At 59.7% G+C, this 17,919-nt stretch carries 18 protein-coding genes and 1 riboswitch; of the genes, 8 read left to right on the forward strand and 10 right to left on the reverse strand.

What is annotated here, in order from left to right; translation table 11 throughout:
- Positions 1 to 92 precede the first annotated feature (92 nt).
- Positions 93 to 569, forward strand: coding sequence for a chemotaxis protein CheW (locus FHT92_RS20115; RefSeq protein ID WP_029868938.1), 477 nt, complete (start codon positions 93 to 95; stop codon positions 567 to 569).
- Positions 570 to 811: 242 nt separating this feature from the next.
- On the opposite strand, the gene FHT92_RS20120 is transcribed toward FHT92_RS20115, so the two are convergent.
- The 10 genes from FHT92_RS20120 to soxR all read right to left on the reverse strand — a co-directional run bounded on the left by FHT92_RS20120 (position 812) and on the right by soxR (position 11,408).
- Positions 812 to 2,470: an OFA family MFS transporter gene (locus FHT92_RS20120; protein WP_183828678.1), complete on the reverse strand. Its 1,659-nt coding sequence runs from the start codon at positions 2,468 to 2,470 to the stop codon at positions 812 to 814.
- 92 nt (positions 2,471 to 2,562) lie between these two features.
- Positions 2,563 to 2,808, reverse strand: a complete 246-nt coding sequence (locus FHT92_RS20125; protein ID WP_183749510.1) for a formate dehydrogenase subunit delta — start codon at positions 2,806 to 2,808, stop codon at positions 2,563 to 2,565.
- A complete protein-coding gene (gene fdhD, locus FHT92_RS20130) occupies positions 2,798 to 3,625 on the reverse strand; it encodes a formate dehydrogenase accessory sulfurtransferase FdhD (protein ID WP_183749509.1) in 828 nt (275 codons plus the stop codon). The genes FHT92_RS20125 and fdhD overlap by 11 nt, the downstream gene beginning before the upstream one ends.
- Entirely contained in the window at positions 3,625 to 6,504 is a 2,880-nt protein-coding gene (gene fdhF, locus FHT92_RS20135; RefSeq protein ID WP_183828681.1) for a formate dehydrogenase subunit alpha, read from the reverse strand. Before fdhF ends, fdhD begins: the two co-directional genes overlap by 1 nt.
- Before the next feature lie 3 nt (positions 6,505 to 6,507).
- Positions 6,508 to 8,064, reverse strand: coding sequence for an NADH-quinone oxidoreductase subunit NuoF (locus FHT92_RS20140; RefSeq protein ID WP_183828684.1), 1,557 nt, complete (start codon positions 8,062 to 8,064; stop codon positions 6,508 to 6,510).
- Positions 8,061 to 8,540 carry a formate dehydrogenase subunit gamma gene (locus FHT92_RS20145; protein WP_183828687.1) on the reverse strand — a complete coding sequence of 160 codons (480 nt, stop codon included), beginning with the start codon at positions 8,538 to 8,540 and terminating at the stop codon, positions 8,061 to 8,063. The genes FHT92_RS20140 and FHT92_RS20145 overlap by 4 nt, the downstream gene beginning before the upstream one ends.
- Positions 8,541 to 8,674: 134 nt before the next feature.
- On the reverse strand, positions 8,675 to 9,568 hold the full coding sequence (locus FHT92_RS20150; RefSeq protein WP_183749505.1) for a LysR family transcriptional regulator: 894 nt from the start codon (positions 9,566 to 9,568) through the stop codon (positions 8,675 to 8,677).
- Positions 9,569 to 9,641: 73 nt separating this feature from the next.
- On the reverse strand, positions 9,642 to 9,983 hold the full coding sequence (locus FHT92_RS20155) for an ArsR/SmtB family transcription factor (RefSeq protein WP_183749504.1): 342 nt from the start codon (positions 9,981 to 9,983) through the stop codon (positions 9,642 to 9,644).
- A gap of 101 nt (positions 9,984 to 10,084) precedes the next feature.
- The gene (locus FHT92_RS20160) at positions 10,085 to 10,855 is read right to left on the reverse strand and encodes an SDR family NAD(P)-dependent oxidoreductase (protein WP_183749503.1); all 771 of its coding nucleotides are present in this window, start codon (positions 10,853 to 10,855) and stop codon (positions 10,085 to 10,087) included.
- Between the two features lie 88 nt (positions 10,856 to 10,943).
- Positions 10,944 to 11,408, reverse strand: coding sequence for a redox-sensitive transcriptional activator SoxR (gene soxR / locus FHT92_RS20165; protein WP_183749502.1), 465 nt, complete (start codon positions 11,406 to 11,408; stop codon positions 10,944 to 10,946).
- Between the two features lie 81 nt (positions 11,409 to 11,489).
- Here soxR and FHT92_RS20170 point away from each other — a divergent pair, with 81 nt between their 5' ends.
- The 7 genes from FHT92_RS20170 (at position 11,490) to FHT92_RS20200 (ending at position 17,701) form a co-directional block, all read left to right on the forward strand.
- Positions 11,490 to 12,065 (forward strand): NADPH-dependent FMN reductase, encoded by a 576-nt coding sequence (locus FHT92_RS20170; RefSeq protein WP_183749501.1) that lies wholly within the window; start codon positions 11,490 to 11,492, stop codon positions 12,063 to 12,065.
- 173 nt (positions 12,066 to 12,238) lie between these two features.
- Positions 12,239 to 12,353: riboswitch (TPP riboswitch) on the forward strand.
- Complete coding sequence (locus FHT92_RS20175; RefSeq protein ID WP_183749500.1) at positions 12,343 to 12,951, forward strand: YkoF family thiamine/hydroxymethylpyrimidine-binding protein; 609 nt, start codon at positions 12,343 to 12,345, stop codon at positions 12,949 to 12,951. Its footprint overlaps the riboswitch before it by 11 nt.
- Positions 12,952 to 12,965: 14 nt before the next feature.
- Positions 12,966 to 13,757, forward strand: a complete 792-nt coding sequence (locus tag FHT92_RS20180; protein WP_183749499.1) for an ABC transporter permease — start codon at positions 12,966 to 12,968, stop codon at positions 13,755 to 13,757.
- Between the two features lie 5 nt (positions 13,758 to 13,762).
- A complete protein-coding gene (locus tag FHT92_RS20185) occupies positions 13,763 to 14,509 on the forward strand; it encodes an ABC transporter ATP-binding protein (protein WP_409527164.1) in 747 nt (248 codons plus the stop codon).
- Between the two features lie 7 nt (positions 14,510 to 14,516).
- On the forward strand, positions 14,517 to 15,524 hold the full coding sequence (locus FHT92_RS20190) for an ABC transporter substrate-binding protein (protein WP_183828691.1): 1,008 nt from the start codon (positions 14,517 to 14,519) through the stop codon (positions 15,522 to 15,524).
- 65 nt (positions 15,525 to 15,589) lie between these two features.
- Complete coding sequence (locus tag FHT92_RS20195; protein ID WP_183828694.1) at positions 15,590 to 16,801, forward strand: acyltransferase family protein; 1,212 nt, start codon at positions 15,590 to 15,592, stop codon at positions 16,799 to 16,801.
- Between the two features lie 162 nt (positions 16,802 to 16,963).
- The gene (locus FHT92_RS20200) at positions 16,964 to 17,701 is read left to right on the forward strand and encodes a sugar transferase (protein WP_409527161.1); all 738 of its coding nucleotides are present in this window, start codon (positions 16,964 to 16,966) and stop codon (positions 17,699 to 17,701) included.
- Positions 17,702 to 17,919: the final 218 nt, after the last annotated feature.

The raw sequence follows: 17,919 nt of genomic DNA on the forward strand, positions 1-17,919 counted from the left end.
AAGCCATCGCGTGGGGTGAAGGCAAAGCTCGTCCGCGCCAATGGTGGCGCATCCGCTTCTGCCCTGGCTTACGACAGTTGGGAAGAATTCTAATGGCCACAATCAATTCCACTAGCTTCAGCGGCGATACGCTCGAAATCATTGCCTTCCGCCTGCATGATCAGGAATTCTGCGTCAAGACCACGACCATCCGCGAAATCCGTGGCTGGGCGCCGTCGACGCCGATCCCGCACTCTCCGGCCGACGTCATCGGTGTCATGAATCTGCGCGGTTCGGTCATCCCGATCATCGACCTCGCCTATAAGCTCGGCATGAAGAGCACTGTCGCCAATGAGCGCAGCGCCATTGTCGTCGCCGAAGTGCACAATATGGTCATCGGCATGCTGGTCGACCGCGTATCCGACATTCTGACGATTTCTTCCAGCCAGGTACAACCCGTTCCGGAAGTAACTGCTTCCTTCGACCGTGCTTTCTGCGAAGGTATCATCGCTTCCGAAAACGGCATGATCTGCTTCCTGAACCTCGCAAAGATGTTCAAGGAAAACGAGACCGACGAACTGGCCGCTTGATCGCTTTGCGATATACATGAACGAGGAACCGCCCACGAGGGCGGTTTTTGTTGTTCAAGCTCTCTTGTGTGCCGGAGGTTCGCTCTCGCAATGTCGTTGGAGACAAGCAGTTTCGACGCCAACCTCGTCAAGCTTTGCAAGATCGTTCCTGCAAATGATCCTCCTAAAAACCGGGCGGGAAGCAGGCCTCCCGCCCGGTCTCCTCCAACTCCAATCTCCCCGCAGCTCCCGCAAGGGAGCTGTTAGCCGAACAATGCCAGGGTCGCCTTCAGTGTGACCCAGACGCCCCAGAGCAGCGGAATGCCGACCACAGCCCAGGCAAGCGCCGCCTTGGCGTCGAGGCCGCCCGTGCCAATGCCGAAAGAGCCTGTGGGGCCTGCGTTGGCCGCAGCGCTCCTCGCCTGAAATGCAGCGACTTCATCATCCGACATGAACCATTTGTCGGAGAGCGGCCGGACGAACGCATTCGCGATCAGGCCGAGCGCCAGCATGCAGGCGAGAATGTACATCGTGCCCGTATAGAGCGCCGGTCCGGGCTCCACGCCAGCAGCGATCTGTGCTTCGCGGATATAGTTGACGACGACAGGCCCGACGATCCCCGCTGTTGCCCAGGCCGTTAACAGGCGGCCGTGAATAGCGCCGACGAACTGCGTGCCGAAGATATCGGCGAGATAGGCGGGGATAGTTGCGAAGCCACCGCCATACATCGACAGGATGATGCCGAAGGCAAGCACGAAGAGGGCCTTGTTGCCCATATCTGCCAGTGTCGGAGCCGCGGCGTAAAGCACGATGCCGAGGATGAAGAAAGTATAATAGGTATTCTTGCGGCCGATCTTATCGGACAGCGAAGCCCAGAAGAACCGGCCGCCGATATTGAAGAGCGAGAGCAGACCGGCAAAGCCGGCAGCAATCGTCGCAATTGACGCCTTCTGACCGGCATCAAGCTGCGCAAAGCCGATATCCGGCAACCCAATCAGCGAACCGGCGAAGATTTCCTGCAGCATCGGCGAAGCCATGCCGATAACGCCGATACCAGCCGATACATTGAGGCAGAGCACCGCCCAGATCAACCAGAACTGCTTCGTCTTGTGGGCATCGCGCAGATGCACGTGCTTGGTCGTGATCATCGTGCTTTTGGCGGCAGGTGGTGTCCAGCCTTCCGGACGCCAGCCGGCCGGCGGAATGCGATAGCCGAAGGCACCGCCGATCATGAAGACGAAATAGATGGCCGCCATGACGAGGAAAGTCTGCCAGACGCCGACGGACGTATCCGTCTTGAAGCTGTTCATCAGCAGGTTGGCCAGCGGAGCGCCGATCATCGCGCCACCACCGAAGCCCATGATCGCCATGCCGGTTGCCATACCGCGTCGGTCCGGAAACCATTTGATAAGCGTCGAAACCGGTGAAATGTAGCCGAGACCGAGGCCGATGCCGCCGATCACACCGGCACCGATCCACATGATCCAGAGCTGATGCGAAATGACGCCGAAAGCTGCGATGATGATGCCGCCGCACCAGCAGCAGGCCGAGACGACACCCGCCTTGCGCGGACCGACCCGTTCCAGCCAGCCGCCCCAGATGGCAGCGGACGAACCGAGCAGTACAAAGAAGAGCGTATAGATCCAGCCGAGGTCGGCAACGCGCCAGTCGCAGGTCGTGGTGAAGAGCGCCGATACCAGCGTCAGATCCGGGCAGGCCGTCGAAGCGGTAATGCCGAGGGATTTTGACAGCGGCAGCCAGAATACGCTGAAGCCATAGGCCATGCCGATGCAAAGATGGATGGCGAGCGCGGCCGGCGGTACGAGCCACCGGTTGAAGCCGGGCCTTGCGATGATCCTTTCGCGATCCAGCAGGCCCGCGCCTGCCGGAATTCCGCCTGAACTTGTATCCGCTGCAGTCATGAACAACTCCTCCTTGATTCAGACCTTGCTGTCACAAGCGCACATGCAAGCGGGCTTATCCGGCCTCGCCTCTTTCATGCGCCGATGTTGGTTTATCGAAGCGGTTGTTCTGCCGGCTCCGGTTTGCGGATCAGAGGAACGGCCTGCAGCACGAGCGCGTCGAGGCCATTGTCTTGCTTTTCCAGGATTTCGAAGAGTTGTCGCCGCATACGCGGCTCCCAAAATTTGTTGATATGCGTCGCCACCCCCTGCGCAGCCTCGCTTTCGGGCTGGGTCTTGAAGAAGGTTGCGATCTGGTTTGCCATATAGACAAGCTTGGTCTTGGTATCATGCGACATCGGCGATGCTTCCGGGCGACAGGCGATGTGGGTGGGTGAAAATCTCGAAATCCTCGCCGCGCACGAGGGCGACAAGCGTCATGCCGGCTTCCTCGGCAGTGCGGATGGCAAGTGCCGTCGGCGCGGAAATGGCGATCAGGACGGGCGCGCCGAGGATCGCCGTCTTCTGGACCATTTCGACGGAGAGGCGGCTGGTAACGGCGACAGCGCCTGACGCGCCCGTACCGCCGGCTCTGATGACGGCTCCGCAGAGCTTGTCGAGCGCATTGTGCCGGCCGACATCCTCACGCACGGCGATCAATCCCTTACCGGGAACATAGAAGCCAGCCCCATGAACTGCCCGCGTCTCGCGATGCAGCGGCTGGGAATCGTTGAGCAGCGCGATCGCCTGCACAATATCGGCATGCGACAATGACAGCCCGACCTTGGAAACGTCAGGCACTTTGCGGACTGCCTGCTCGATCGATTCGATACCGCAGAGGCCGCAACCGACGGGGCCGGCCATGCTCCGCCTGCGCCTTCTCAGCGCATCCTCGACGTCGTCGAGAAGCGTCACCTGGACGTCGATACCTTTCTCGTCTTCGAGGAGTTCGATACCGGCGACCTGACTGCGATCAGTGATAATGCCTTCCGTCAGGCTGAAACCGACAGCAAAATCCTCGAGATCGGCAGGCGTGCCCATCATGACCGCATGCGAGCTGCCGCCATAGGAAAATGCGATCGGTACTTCCTCGGGCACGATGCGCTCGCCCCGCACCATGATGCCGTCCCTTCGGGCGATCTCCGTCACGCCTATGCGGGTCGGCCTTTGCGTCATTATTCCGCCGCCTCCATCTTGCTGGCGATGCGGCGGGACTGACGGGCCTGCTCGTCATACTCGACCTGCCACTCGGACGGACCATTGGAGGGCGAGACCTGCACCGCCGTCACCTTGTATTCCGGGCAGTTGGTTGCCCAGTCGGAGAAGTCGGTTGTGATGACGTTTGCCTGCGTATCCGGATGATGGAAGGTCGTATAGACGACTCCCGGTGCTACGCGATCGGTGATCAATGCGCGAAGCGTCGTATCGCCCGAGCGGCTGCCAAGTTTTACCCAGTCGCCATCGCGGATGCCGCGCTGCTCGGCATCATGCGGGTGTATCTCCAGCCTGTCTTCGGAATGCCAGACGACATTATCGGTGCGCCGTGTCTGCGCCCCGACATTATACTGGCTGAGAATACGCCCGGTGGTGAGAAGCAGCGGGAAGCGCGGACCGGTGCGCTCGTCGGTCGCGACGTATTCCGTACGGATGAACTTGCCCTTGCCGCGCACGAACCCGTCCACATGCATGATCGGCGAACCGAGCGGATGCGCCTCGTTGCAAGGCCATTGAACCGAGCCCATCTTTTCGAGATAGTTGTAAGAGACCGAAGCGAAGCTCGGCGTCGTCGCGGCAATCTCGTCCATGATCTCGGACGGATGCGCATAGTGCCAGTCGAGGCCCATGGCCTGAGCGAGCTTCTGCGTCACTTCCCAGTCGGCATAGCCGTTGCGCGGCGTCATGACCTTGCGCACGCGGTTGATGCGGCGCTCGGCATTCGTGAAGGTGCCGTCCTTTTCCAGGAAAGTCGAACCCGGCAGGAAGACATGGGCATAATTCGCCGTCTCGTTCAGGAAGAGATCCTGCACGACGACGCATTCCATCGCGGCAAGACCGGCGGCGACATGTTTGGTGTCCGGATCGGACTGCAGGATATCTTCGCCCTGGATATAGATACCCTTGAAGGAGCCGTCGACGGCAGCGTCCAGCATATTCGGAATACGCAGGCCCGGCTCGTTGTTGAGCTTCACGCCCCAGAGCTTTTCAAAAATATCGCGCGTCGCATCGTCTGAGATGTGGCGATACCCCGGCAGCTCATGCGGGAAGGATCCCATGTCGCAGGAGCCCTGCACATTGTTCTGGCCGCGCAGCGGATTCACGCCGACGCCGGGACGGCCGATATTGCCGGTCGCCATGGCAAGATTGGCGATCGCCATGACCGTCGTCGAACCCTGGCTATGTTCGGTCACGCCGAGACCGTAATAGATGGCGCCATTGCCGCCGGTCGCATAAACCCGGGCGGCACCACGCACGTCTTCCGGCTTGACGCCGGTGAATTTCTCGACGGCTTCAGGGCTATGCTGCGGGTCGGCCACGAAAGCTGCCCAGTCCTCAAACTCCGACCAGTCGCAACGCTCGCGGATGAATTTTTCGTCGTAGAGACCTTCGGTCACGATCACATGCGCAAGCGCCGTCATGATTGCCACATTGGTGCCGGGCTTCAGCGGCAGATGGAAAGATGCCTCCACATGCGGCGAGCGAATAATATCGATACGACGCGGATCGATGACAATAAGCTTGGCACCCTGCCGCAGCCGCTTCTTCAGACGCGAAGCGAAGACGGGATGGCCATCGGTCGGATTAGCACCGATGATGACGACCACATCGGACTGCTCGACGCTGTCGAAATTCTGCGTGCCGGCCGAGGTGCCGAAAGCCTGGCCGAGACCATAACCTGTCGGCGAATGGCAGACGCGGGCGCAGGTATCGACATTATTGTTGCCGAAGCCGGCGCGAACCAGCTTCTGGACAAGATAAGTCTCTTCATTGGTGCAGCGGGACGATGTGATACCGCCGATCGCTTCGCGGCCATATTGATACTGGATGCGGCGGAATTCGGAGGCGACATGCGCATAGGCCTCATCCCACATCACCTCACGCCAGGGATCAGTCACTTTCTCGCGGATCATCGGATTGAGGATGCGGTCTTTGTGAGTCGAGTAGCCATAGGCGAAGCGGCCTTTGACGCAGGAATGGCCGCGATTGGCCTGCCCGTCCTTCCACGGCACCATGCGCACCAGCTCCTCGCCGCGCATTTCCGCCTTGAAGGAGCAGCCGACGCCGCAATAGGCGCAGGTGGTAACAACCGAATGTTCCGGCTGGCCGATGCGGATGACTGATTTTTCCGTCAGCGTCGCCGTCGGGCAGGCCTGCACGCAGGCGCCGCAGGATACGCATTCGGAATCCACAAAATGCTCGTGCATACCAGGCGAAACGCTCGAACTGAAACCGCGCCCTTCGATCGTCAGTGCAAAGGTACCCTGCACCTCCTCGCACGCGCGCACACAGCGGGAGCAGACGATGCACTTCGACGGATCAAAGGTGAAGTACGGATTGGACTCGTCCTTCGGCATCCATTTCAGATTGATCTCGCCATTATTGCGGGCCTTGACGTGATTGTCGCCGTCATAGCCGTAACGCACGTCGCGAAGACCAACGGCGCCTGCCATGTCCTGCAGCTCGCAGTCACCGTTGGCAGCGCAGGTCAGACAGTCGAGCGGATGGTCGGAGATATAAAGCTCCATCACGCCGCGGCGGATATTCTTCAGCCGCTCCGTCTGCGTATGGACGACGATGCCCGAAGCCACCGGCGTGGTGCAGGAGGCCGGCGTTCCGTTGCGGCCGTCGATCTCGATCAGACAGAGGCGGCAGGAACCGAAGGCATCGACCATGTCGGTCGCGCAGAGCTTCGGCACCTCGATGCCGGCCTCCATCGAGGCGCGCATGATCGAAGTCCCCTCGGGAACCGTCACCTGACGGCCGTCGATGGTCAGCGTCACCATCGTTTCGGATTTCGAGGCCGGCGTTCCGTAGTCGATTTCGTGAACAAGAGACATGGTCTATTCGGCCGCTTCTATCAGAGGAGTCGGAGCAAAATCTTCGGGAAAGTGCGTCATGGCGCTCATGACGGGATAGGGCGTGAAGCCGCCGAGCGCGCAGAGCGAACCGAATTTCATCGTATTGCAGAGATCGGCCAACAGCTCGCGGTTCTTTTCCGGATCGATGCCTTGCGCGATCTTGTCGGCCGTTTCGACGCCGCGTGTCGAGCCGATGCGGCAGGGCGTGCACTTGCCGCAGCTTTCCACCGCGCAGAATTCCATTGCGAAACGCGCCTGCTTCAGCATATCGGCAGTATCGTCGAAGACGACGAGACCGGCATGGCCGATTAGGCCGTCCTTGGCTGCAAAGGCCTCGTAGTCGAACGGCGTGTCGAAGAGCGCGCGCGGGAAATAAGCTCCGAGCGGCCCGCCCACCTGCACCGCTTTCACCGGCCGGCCGGACGCCGTACCTCCGCCGATCTTCTCGACGATATCGCCGAGCGACAGGCCGAAGGCGGTTTCATAGAGACCGCGATATTTCACATTGCCGGCGATCTGCAGCGGAATGGTGCCGCGCGACCGGCCCATGCCGAAATCGCGATAGAAGACAGCCCCCTTTTCCATGATCACAGGCACAGAGGCGAGCGAGATGACGTTATTGATGACGGTCGGACAGTCAAACAGGCCTTTATGCGCCGGCAGCGGCGGCTTGGCGCGTACGACGCCCCGCTTGCCTTCAAGGCTGTTGAGCAGCGCCGTCTCCTCGCCGCAGACGTAGGCGCCCGCACCGGTGCGGATCTCCATGTCGAAGGTCTTGCCGGAGCCGAGCACCGAGGTGCCGAGAATGCCGGCCTTGCGGGCAATCTTCACCGCCTCCGTCATCGTGGCGATCGCATGCGGATATTCCGAGCGCGTATAGACGAAGCCTTTCGCAGCACCCGTCGCAAGCCCGGCAATTGCCATGCCTTCGATGAGCACGAAGGGGTCACCTTCCATGATCATCCTGTCGGCGAAGGTGCCGCTGTCGCCCTCATCTGCATTGCAGACGATATATTTGCGCGTACCCGCCGCATCGAGCACCGTCTTCCACTTGATGCCGGTCGGAAAGCCTGCGCCGCCGCGGCCGCGAAGGCCGGAACCGGTGACTTCCTTGACGATATCGGCAGGCTGCATCGACACTGCGCGGCGAAGACCGGCAAGCCCCCCATGCGCTTCGTAATCCTCAAGCGAAAGCGGATCGGTAATGCCGCAGCGGGCAAAGGTGAGACGCGTCTGGCCTTTTAGGAAAGGCAGGTCCTCGACCTCCTCAAGACAGAGCGCATGCGCCCCGCCGTCCAGCAGTCCTGCATCGAACAGCCCTGCGACATCCTTCGCCTTGACTGGCCCATAGCCGATTCGTTTCCCGGAAATCTCAACCTCGACCAACGGCTCCAGCCAGAACATTCCGCGCGAGCCATTGCGCACGACGGTCGCATCGAGGCCGCGGGCGGCGATCTCCTGGGTAATCGCCTTTGCCACCTTGTCGGCCCCGAGCGAGAGCGCTGCGGCATCGCGCGGAACATAAATCTTCACAGTCATCGGCGCGCTTCCTCGACGAACTCGGCCGCCAATTCGTCATCGACGCGGCCATGCACTTCGCCATCGAACATGGCGGCGGGCGCGCAGGCACAGAGACCGAGACAGTAGACAGGCTCCAGCGTGACGCTGCCGTCGAGTGTCGTCTGATGAAAATCGATGCCGAGCAGGGTCTTGATACGCTCGGCCAGTGCATCGCCACCCATAGACTGGCAGGCTTCGGCGCGACAGAGCTTCAGCACGTGTCGACCGGCAGGATGATCACGATAATCATGATAGAAGGTGACGACACCGTGGACCTCGGCGCGGGAAAGATTGAGCTCGTCAGCGATGATCGGCAGAGCCTCCTGCGGCACGTAACCGAACTGGTCCTGAACCTCATGCAGAATGGGGAGCAGTGGTCCTTCAAGGGATCGAAGATCAGCAACGATCGAGCGGATACGTTCGGCGATATCGCCCTGACCGATATGTATGTTCATCAGCAGCCCTCCCTTCGGCTTGCGCATTCGGTGAAACCGCAAACTCCCCATGCCATTGCGAATTCAATGGAACTGTCTCAGGGAAGCAGACTGCAATCAATAAAGCAGTCTTGTTGCTTGATAGCTTTTTCCTATCAAAGTTCCGCGTCTTCGACGAGTGTTCTTGCTTCATGCAACAAGGCGGAAACAAGCGGCGTGAAAGGCTCCCGATAGGGAGCGACAAGGCCGACGAGGTGGTGTGCCTCCGGCTCGACGATCGGGATCATCCGGATCTCGACAGGAAAACCGAACGATTTCGCGACGTTATGCGGCATGATGCTCGCCCAGCGGCCGGTCCGCACGTGCGAAAAAAGCACGATCATCGAGTTCGATTCGAGTGTCGGATGGACTGTCGCGCCTGCTTCGGCCAAATGTCGGTTGATGATACGCCGGTTCTGCATGTCGGCCGTCAATAGGCAAAGCCGAAGATCACCCACTTCACGCCATGTCACACTATCGCGATCCGAGAGCGGACTGCCGGCGGCGGTGATGAGATTATAGCGTTCCGCATAGAGCGGCACCGAAGTGACGCGCCCGAGCGGCTCGTTTTCCAGATAGGTGATGCCGGCATCGATCTCGAGATTTTCGAGCATGCTCAGCACCTGCAGTGAATTGCGCGAGACGATGGAGAAGGTGACGTCGGGATGCCGTTCCTGGAAGGGCGTCGTGATTCGCGACAGCATGGCGAGCGCGGTCGGAATGGAGGCCAGGCGCAGATGGCCGGAGAGACCCTTGCGGGCGGCGCGCATTTCCTCGCGCATTGTGCGCGTATCGCCGACGATGCGCCGCGCCCATTCGAGCACGCGCTGCCCTTCCGGCGTCAATCCTTGAAAGCGGGAGCCGCGCTGCACCAGCATCACGCCCAGCTGATCTTCGAGCTGGCGAATGGCGGCCGAGAGCGTAGGTTGGGAAACGCCGCATTCCTCTGCCGCACGACCGAAATGTTTCTCGTTGGCGAGTGCGATGAAGAATTCCAGCTTGTCGATCATCCGGCCTCCCCGCCGAATTCGGGATAAGGCCTATCTTTGCGGGTTGACGACCGCTTCGCAAGAGCCAGCAGGCTCAGCTCGCCTCGGCAACCGGAAAGAGACTGAAAAGCGATTCGAGGAAAGCCATAATGCTTTCATTGCCCATGCTGTAATAGACGAGCCGTCCTTCGCGCCGCGTATTGACGAGACCTTCGAGCCTCAGCCGCGCAAGCTGCTGAGACACCATAGCTTGCTGTATACCAAGGATATCCTCGATCTCGCCAACCGTTTTTTCCCCTTCCGACAGGATACACAGGATGAGCAACCGGGTCTGATGGGCTAGCGCCTTCAGGAGATCGCTCGCCTCGTGGGCTTTATCAGCAAGCTTCTGCAAGTCCTGGCTGGTCAGGCCCAGCTTCGGTTTAGGCAATGGCATTTGCTTCTCGGAAGGAGGTAATAGGGTAGATCAGTACAATATCATATTCGCAGAAACGAATTGGTCAAATGTTGTGAAACACCAAAAAAAGTCCAACTAAATCAGCAGATAAGCTGGCCGCCATTGATCTCCAGGACTTGACCTGTGATGTAACCGGAGAGCGACGGAGCCGCCAGGAAGAGATAGGCGGGAGCACAATCTTCCGACGTTCCAAGCCGCTGCAGCGGGATCGACTTGCGGGCCTGTTCCAGTTTTTCGCGGGATGAATAGCGTGCATGGAAATCGGTATCGATCGTACCGGGCGAGACGCAGTTGACCCTGATATTGTCGGGCGCGAGCTCACGGGCGAGCGCCTTCGAATAGGTTGCGACGAAGGCCTTTGATGCGGAATAGATCGCCGAACCCGGGCTTCCCCCCGTTAGCGCTGAAATCGAAACCGTGTTGACGATGGCGGCACCGTGCGCTGCCCGGAGCGCGGGAAGCAAGGCCCTCGTGAGCTCTACCACCGATGTCTGGTTGAGGCGTACGATGGTCTCATAATCGGCATCAGTCAGCTCGCCTGCGGGAAAACGGCCATGCATGGTGCCGGCATTGTTGATCAACACATGCACCCTGTCGAAGAAATCGAGTGCCTCTCCTGCAAACTTTGCAGCTCCGCCCGCCTGCAGGAAATCTGCCGACAACAGCAGGGCCCGGCGTTCCGATTCGGCGGTCAGGAGAAAATCCGGCAGTTCGCGCTCCCCATCGCGCCCGGTATGGACAAGCACGCGCGCACCGCAATCCAGAAACTGTCGGGCAACTTCGAGGCCGATACCGCGGCCAGCACCCGTCACGACGACATTGCGGTTTTCGAACAATTTGGGATGAAACACGAAGCTCTCCTCCTTGCGGGGCCGACCCCGCTGCGTGCGCTATCAGGCCTAACATATGCGGCCATCAGCCAAAAGAAAGTCCGAAGGTCTAGGCACCAGGGTCGAGAAGCCGCGCGCCGGCGCCTTGCCTGCCGAGCACGTCGAAGGGATTACGCAGCGGACAGGCGTCGATCGAGAGGCAACCACAGCCGATGCAGCTCGTCAGATGGTCGCGCAGCAGACTGAGCTGCTTGATGCGTGCATCGAGATCATCCTTCCAGAGCGCCGACAGTTTCTGCCAGTCCTCGACTGTCGGCGTCCGGCTCTGCGGCAGGGTTTCGAAAGCGGTCTGGATTTCGGCAAGCGGGATGCCGACGCGTTGCGCCACCTTGATGATGCCGAGGCGCCGTAGCACATCGCGGCCATAGCGGCGCTGGTTGCCGCGGGTGCGGATGCTGGAGATCAGCCCCTTCGCCTCGTAGAAATGCAGCGCAGAAACCGCAAGTCCGCTGCGCTCCGCCACCTCGCCCACCGTCAGGAGCCTGCTCAAGGAGAATGCCGGTTTCTGCTGCATAGCCTATTGACCTCAATATTAGTTGAGGTTTTATAGACTGCGCTCCCGAGGCCGTAAAGCCGACATAAGAAGGAGCAATGCATGCAGAAACCCATGAGGCTTGCCATCATCTATGGCAGCACGCGCGAAGGGCGCACCTGCGACAGGGTGGTGAAATGGCTCGAAAGAGAACTCGCCCGCTTTCCGCAATTCGAGATCGACATCATCGACCCGCTGACATTTTCGCTGCCGCGAGAGCATGTACCGCATCATCCGGAGGCAACACGGCTTGCGGACAGGCTTCATCAAGCCGATGGTTTCATCCTCGTCACGCCGGAATACAACCACAGCTTCACCGCCTCCTTGAAATTCCTCATCGATCTGTTCGCTGAACCCTGGCACGGAAAGCCCATCGCCTTCGTCTGCTATGGCGGCATCTCCGGGGGATTGAGGGCCGTCGAACAGCTCCGCCTCGTCTTCGCGGAGCTTCACGCCGTCACGATCTGCGATGCCGTCAGCTTCACTTCCCCCTGGCGCCGTTTCGACAATGAAGGCTGGCTACAGGATTCGGAGGATGCGTTGCGCCGGCTTTCCCGAATGATGGCCCAGTTGCAATGGTGGACTGAAGCGCTGATCGCAGCCCGCAGCGACACGCCCTACGCCGGCATCGCCGCCTGAGACAACGACATCCGATTCCGTTTCTGGCAGGTACGGAACCGGCTGGACACCCGGACAGGACCTCCGTCCGGGTGTTTTCCTCCCAGCACCTGGTGCGTCCGAACCCTTACCGACCGTGCAGCCGGCTAGGAATTTTACGGTTGCGATATCGCAGGCCCGGTGATAGCTTCCGCCACAATTCACGGGGGAGCTCCGAATTGCCGGGGCTGAGATGTGAGGCGCATGCCTCCGGACCCTTCAAAGCTGATCTGGGTAATGCCAGCGGAGCGAGGTCCAAGTGTTTTCCGGCGCACAAGTGTCTCTATATCCGATGTCCGGCAATTTCGTCGGCATCATCCTTGAAGCGATCAAAGCTCTCGATCCCTATCGCGATCGTCTTCGCATCGAAACCGACGATATTTCCACGCTGATGGTCGGTCCGCCCGACGTGCTGTTTGCCGCCATGCGCGACCTCTTCGTCTCGGCTGCCGCAAGCGGCGAGCATTGCGTATTGTCCGCTGCGATCTCGCGGGGCTGCCCCGGCGAACCGGATGATGCAATCTGCGGCGCCGGCCTGTCCTCCAGCCGATCAGAGCCGCTCGCCGAGCGGATGGAAGCCGCGATCGCGGCAGTCAGGGATACGACCGAAACCGGTCAGCCAACGGCCGCCCAATTCTCTCTCTATGTCATGGGAACGGGCACTCATATGGACGAGATCTACGGCTGCATCGATTTTCTGAAGCGCTCGGGCACATTCGACCGCTCTAAGAATTTCTGCACCAAGCTGCGCGGTGATGCCGGTGCGATCTTCGCCACTATCCATGAAGCTTTCTATCGCTTTGGCGATCCCGAAGGTCATGTGACACTGGATATCACGGTCTCCGCGAACAGCCCGAGCAAAGCCTGAGACGCCGGACGGCAATGACCTTATCGAAACCGGATTCGACATTTGCGCCATTGAGGCGGGCCCTGCCCGCAATTCTTGCCGTGTTTGCCTTCCTGGCTGTCTGGGAGCTGTATGTCGATCTCTCCGGCATCAAGCCCTCCATCCTGCCCTCGCCTTCGCGGATCCTGACACAGGGCTGGCTGAACAGGCAGGCGCTGCTCGACAATACCTGGCCGACGCTTGGCGCGACGCTCGGCGGTTTCGCTTTGTCGCTGGTCTTCGCCTTCGCCTCGTCGGTCCTGATGGATTTCGTGCCCTTCATGCGCCGCGCCCTGCTGCCGCTCTTCATCGTCAGCCAGACATTGCCGCTAGTGGCAATCGCACCCCTGGTCGTACTCTGGTTCGGTTTCGGGATATTGCCAAAACTTCTGCTCGTCGCCCTCGTCACCTTCTTTCCGTTGCTGGTCGCCCTGCTGCAGGGTTATGAAGCGACGGACCGGGATATCGCCGAGCTTATGAGCTCCATGAAAGCGAGCCGCTGGCGCATCTTCTGCCTGGCGAGGCTCCCCTCCGCCATGCCCTTCTTCTTTGCCGGCCTACGCATTTCGATCACCTATGCTGTGGTCGGGGCCATCTTCGCCGAATATGCAGGCGCCGCACGTGGCCTCGGTATCTATATCCTCAATGCCAAGAACAATTTCCGGCCGGATCTCGTGCTTGCCGCCGTCATTGTTAGCGCCCTCCTGACCCTTTGCCTCTTCGGTCTCACGCTGGCGGTGCAGCGTTTCGTCATGCCCTGGCAATCTGCTGCGGAGAAACGCCCATGAGAGGAATGCTTGAGCTGAAGAACGTCTCGAAGTCCTTCGATGGCATGGAAGTGCTGAAGGACATTTCTCTTCATATCGCCAGAGGTGAATTCGTCTCGATCGTCGGCCCCTCCGGCTCCGGCAAGTCGACGATCCTGCGGCTGCTGACACAGGCGCTGCAGGCCGATAGAGGCGACATCCTTTTTGACGGCATGCCGCTCTTGCAAGCGCAGCACGTCTTCGCCTTCATGCCCCAGCGCGATGCGCTGATGCCGTGGCGAAGCGTCATCGACAATGCGATCCTTGGTCTCGAAGTGCACGGCATGCGCCGCAGCCAGGCGCGCGCCGTTGCAGCCCCTCTCTTTGAACGCTTCGGCCTTGCCGGTTTCGAAAATCACTATCCCGTGGCCCTCTCAGGCGGCATGCGCCAGCGGGCGGCCCTGCTGCGCACGGTGATCCAGCGGCAGGACATGCTGCTGCTCGATGAGCCCTTCGGGGCACTCGACGCGCTGACCCGCACCCAGATGCAGGAATGGCTGCAGGGCATGTGGACCGATCATCGCTGGACGGCCCTGCTGATCACCCATGATGTGCGGGAAGCCGTTTTCCTGTCTGACCGTATCTATGTGCTTTCCGCCCGCCCGGCGGCCGTGATCAGGGAATTCGAAGTGCCGCTCGCAAGACCGCGCACGCTTGCCGATCTCGGCTCCCCGGCCGCCCAGGCGATTGAAACCGAAATTCTTCAAACATTGCTGCATCCGCAAAGAACCTGAGGAGGTTATGATGCTTCTCACCCGCCGACAGACCCTTTTTGCCGCCATGGCCGCAAGCCTCGCCGGCCGCACTGCCTTTGCCCAATCCGCCGCCAAGGTGCGTATCGCGCTCGACTGGACGCCGAACACCAATCACATCGGCATCTATGTCGCTAAGGCGAAGGGCTTCTATGAGGCCGCCGGCCTCGACGTCGAAATCCTGCCCTACGCCGATACCAGCGCTGGCACGCTGGTCGCGAACGGTGTTGCCGATTTCGGCATTTGCGGAGAGATCGAGGCCTTTACCCAGCGTGCCGCCGGCGCTGATGTGAAACTCGTCTATGCCGTCGTGCAGACGGAAACCGGCAGGCTGATCTTCAAGGGCGGCCGCAACGATATCAAAAGCCCGAAAGATCTTGACGGCAAGACCTATGGCGGCTTCGGCGGCGCCTGGGAGGAAGCCCTCGTCTCCGCGATGATCCGTAACGACGGCGGCAAGGGCACCTTCCAGAACGTCACGCTAGGCACCTCGGCCTATGAGGCTCTCGATAACGGCGCCGTGGACTTCACACTGGAAATTTACACCTGGGAAGGTATCGCCGCCCAACTGGAGAATCGGCAGGTCGGCCGCTGGCGCTACAGCGATTACGGCATTCCTGACGAACAGACGACCGCGATCGCGTCCAGCGACGCCTATCTGTCGGCCAATCCGCAAAATGCCCGCGCCTTCATCCAGGCAACGCTCAAGGGCTACGCCTATTCGGTCGACAATCCGGACGAGGCCTGTGACCTGCTGATTGCCGGCAGTAACGGCGCGTTGCTGAATACCGAACTGGTCAAGGCATCGCAAAAGGCATTGGTCGAAGGTCATTTCTTCAAGGGCGGCAATGGCACGATCGGCGTCGTCGATCCGGCCAAGGCAGAAGCGATCGGCACTTTTCTGTTCGATCATGGCATCCTGCTCGATGCCAATGGTGCAGCGCTGAAGGAAAAGCCCGACTTTTCCAGCTATTACACCAACGATCTGCTTGGCTGAGACGACCCTGCCCTTGCCGGCAGCAGCTTTCCGCTGCAAAGTCCGGCAAGGAGCGAGGGAGTGACATGCAACAGCAGGACCGGATGGCCGGAGCGGATTTCTTGCGTGCAGCCGCCTGCCTGCTGGTTCTCATCCATCATCTCATTCTGCGCGTCGATCTCAACAAGACCGAGGGATGGCAGCCGATGCTGACCGCCCTGCGTTTCGGCAATTTCGGCGTCGCCATCTTCTTCATCCTGAGCGGCTTCCTGCTGGCCCTGCCGTTCTGGCGCTCCCTCGATCCCGGTTGCGCCATGCCTGACCTGCGCACCTATGTGCTGCGTCGCGCGGCCCGCATCATACCCGGTTATTGGGTAGCTTTGACGGCGGGCTTCATCCTCAGCGTCACACTGCTTGGGCATGCACTGACGCCGGAACTCGTTATGCGCTATATCAGCGGGCTCTTCTTCATGAATCAATGGCAGTGGCGCACTTTCTTTCCTGTCGAAGGCAACGGCCCGCTCTGGTCCATATCTTTCGAGGTAACGAGCTATATCCTGCTGCCGCTTGGTTTCCTCTGGCTTTTCGCTATCCCGGAAAAACACCGTTCTCCGCTCCTCACGCGCCTTGCCTGGCTCGGCATCATTGCCGCGACCCTGCTTGCCCACGAGGCCTTCCGCACGCTTGTTCCCCCCAATGAGATAGACCGCGGCTGGCAATATGGCATGCAGGGCGGCGCGAAGGAGTGGATGCCCAACTACAATCCCATCGGCTTTTTCGCCATTTTTGCGCTCGGTTCATTCGCAGCCGGCATTCAGATTCTGCTGCCGCGAAAGCCTCGCATCTGGTTCGACATCATCGCATTCGCCTGCCTGGCCGCTGCCGCCCTACACTTTCCGCTTTCGACAGGTGGACCTTGGGAAGCCTATGGACGGCTCGGAATCCCCTACGCCTTTCCGCTGTTTCCGGTTCTGATCGCTGTCGCGCTTGTGGCCCTCTCGCGCTCCGTGCTGCTCGCGGCATTGCTCGACAATACTTTCATACGCTTCACGGCAACCGTCTCATTCGGCATCTATATCTGGCAGGACATCGTTCTGACGTCGATTCAAACGATCGCTCCGGCCGTATTCGGGATCGGCAAAGACGACCCGCTGCGAGACTGGTTTATTGGTTGCGCATTTGCGAGCGCGATCATTTTTCTTCTCGCAAGCCTCAGTTATTTCGCTCTCGAACGACAGGTAATACGTCATGCCGCACGCATAACGCGTAAAGATTCAGTCGTTACTCAATATAGTTAGTACAAACTCACAAAAAAATGTCGGGGACATATTTCGAAATACTCCCAAATTTGGCTCGATTATGGTTACGAAAACAATAAGGAAGCTCGTGACAAATTGATCTAGCCCATGTATTTGTGCCGGCGCGGTGCATAATGTGAGTATTTCTACGGACGTTACTTAATGAATGTGTTTACGCCGAACAAGTTTCAAGACACGGCTTTCTCTGCAAAAGCAGTGAGGATGAAGGCTTTCGATGCAGCGAATTCCAATATTCGCCAGCCCCAAAGCTTTGCCTCGTTAAGTGGCCGGAGCAGGCTTCAGTTTGGCTTGAAGAGGGCTTTCGACATTTTCGGTGCCACAAGCGCGCTGGTCATCCTATTTCCCGTTCTTCTGACGATCGCTCTTTTTATCGTGATCGACGACGGCGGGCCGGTGTTTTTCCGGCAGATTCGCTGGGGTCTGAAGGGTAGCAAAATCACAGTCTACAAGTTCCGCTCCATGCGGGTGGATCTCTGCGATCCCACCGGCGTCGAACAGACCGTCAAGGGTGATCGGCGCGTAACGCGGATCGGCGCCTTCCTGCGCAAGACCAACATCGATGAGCTGCCGCAGCTTCTCAACGTCATCAAAGGCGATATGTCGCTTATCGGCCCCCGCTGCCACGCTATAAACATGCGCGCTGCCGGCATGCTCTACGAGGAACTGGTTCCCGACTATCATTACCGCCATCTGATGCGGCCGGGCATTACCGGCCTCGCCCAGACGCGCGGCTGGCGCGGCCCGACAGAGCGCCCGACGGAGGCCCGCGCCCGCATCGCTAGCGATATCTATTACATCAGAAATTTCAGCCTCTGGCTGGATCTGAAGATCCTGTTCCGCACATTGCTGTCCGAACTGCGCGGGGGAACCGGCTTCTAAAGCAGTTCCAGCAAAAGTGCATAGGGGCTTTGCCCCTGGAAATGCATAAAAAATAAAGAGATGGAGCTTTCCCTGACTCGGAGGAAAAACGGAAATGCCATGAGAATTTCCTTTAAGGAACGCTCCGGGTACAGGCGGTCAAAACCCACCCTTTCGTTTCTGTGATCTCCACGCGGATGCCGCAGCCTCCGCGATGAAAGCCCGCTCCGGTATCAATA

It is taken from the genome of Rhizobium sp. BK377, from assembly GCF_014193935.1.
GTDB lineage: Bacteria > Pseudomonadota > Alphaproteobacteria > Rhizobiales > Rhizobiaceae > Rhizobium.

Bases quoted from the DNA above. Each gene is read 5' to 3' on its own strand.
- FHT92_RS20180 (WP_183749499.1), top strand. From the start codon at position 12,966: ATGACCTTATCGAAACCGGATTCGACATTTGCGCCATTGAGGCGGGCC.
- FHT92_RS20190 (WP_183828691.1), top strand. From the start codon at position 14,517: ATGATGCTTCTCACCCGCCGACAGACCCTTTTTGCCGCCATGGCCGCA.
- fdhF (WP_183828681.1), bottom strand. From the start codon at position 6,504: ATGTCTCTTGTTCACGAAATCGACTACGGAACGCCGGCCTCGAAATCC.
- FHT92_RS20155 (WP_183749504.1), bottom strand. From the start codon at position 9,983: ATGCCATTGCCTAAACCGAAGCTGGGCCTGACCAGCCAGGACTTGCAG.
- FHT92_RS20170 (WP_183749501.1), top strand. From the start codon at position 11,490: ATGCAGAAACCCATGAGGCTTGCCATCATCTATGGCAGCACGCGCGAA.
- FHT92_RS20115 (WP_029868938.1), top strand. From the start codon at position 93: ATGGCCACAATCAATTCCACTAGCTTCAGCGGCGATACGCTCGAAATC.
- FHT92_RS20125 (WP_183749510.1), bottom strand. From the start codon at position 2,808: ATGTCGCATGATACCAAGACCAAGCTTGTCTATATGGCAAACCAGATC.
- fdhD (WP_183749509.1), bottom strand. From the start codon at position 3,625: ATGACGCAAAGGCCGACCCGCATAGGCGTGACGGAGATCGCCCGAAGG.
- FHT92_RS20145 (WP_183828687.1), bottom strand. From the start codon at position 8,540: ATGAACATACATATCGGTCAGGGCGATATCGCCGAACGTATCCGCTCG.
- FHT92_RS20140 (WP_183828684.1), bottom strand. From the start codon at position 8,064: ATGACTGTGAAGATTTATGTTCCGCGCGATGCCGCAGCGCTCTCGCTC.
- FHT92_RS20150 (WP_183749505.1), bottom strand. From the start codon at position 9,568: ATGATCGACAAGCTGGAATTCTTCATCGCACTCGCCAACGAGAAACAT.
- FHT92_RS20185 (WP_409527164.1), top strand. From the start codon at position 13,763: ATGCTTGAGCTGAAGAACGTCTCGAAGTCCTTCGATGGCATGGAAGTG.
- FHT92_RS20200 (WP_409527161.1), top strand. From the start codon at position 16,964: ATGAATGTGTTTACGCCGAACAAGTTTCAAGACACGGCTTTCTCTGCA.
- FHT92_RS20195 (WP_183828694.1), top strand. From the start codon at position 15,590: ATGCAACAGCAGGACCGGATGGCCGGAGCGGATTTCTTGCGTGCAGCC.
- FHT92_RS20120 (WP_183828678.1), bottom strand. From the start codon at position 2,470: ATGACTGCAGCGGATACAAGTTCAGGCGGAATTCCGGCAGGCGCGGGC.
- soxR (WP_183749502.1), bottom strand. From the start codon at position 11,408: ATGCAGCAGAAACCGGCATTCTCCTTGAGCAGGCTCCTGACGGTGGGC.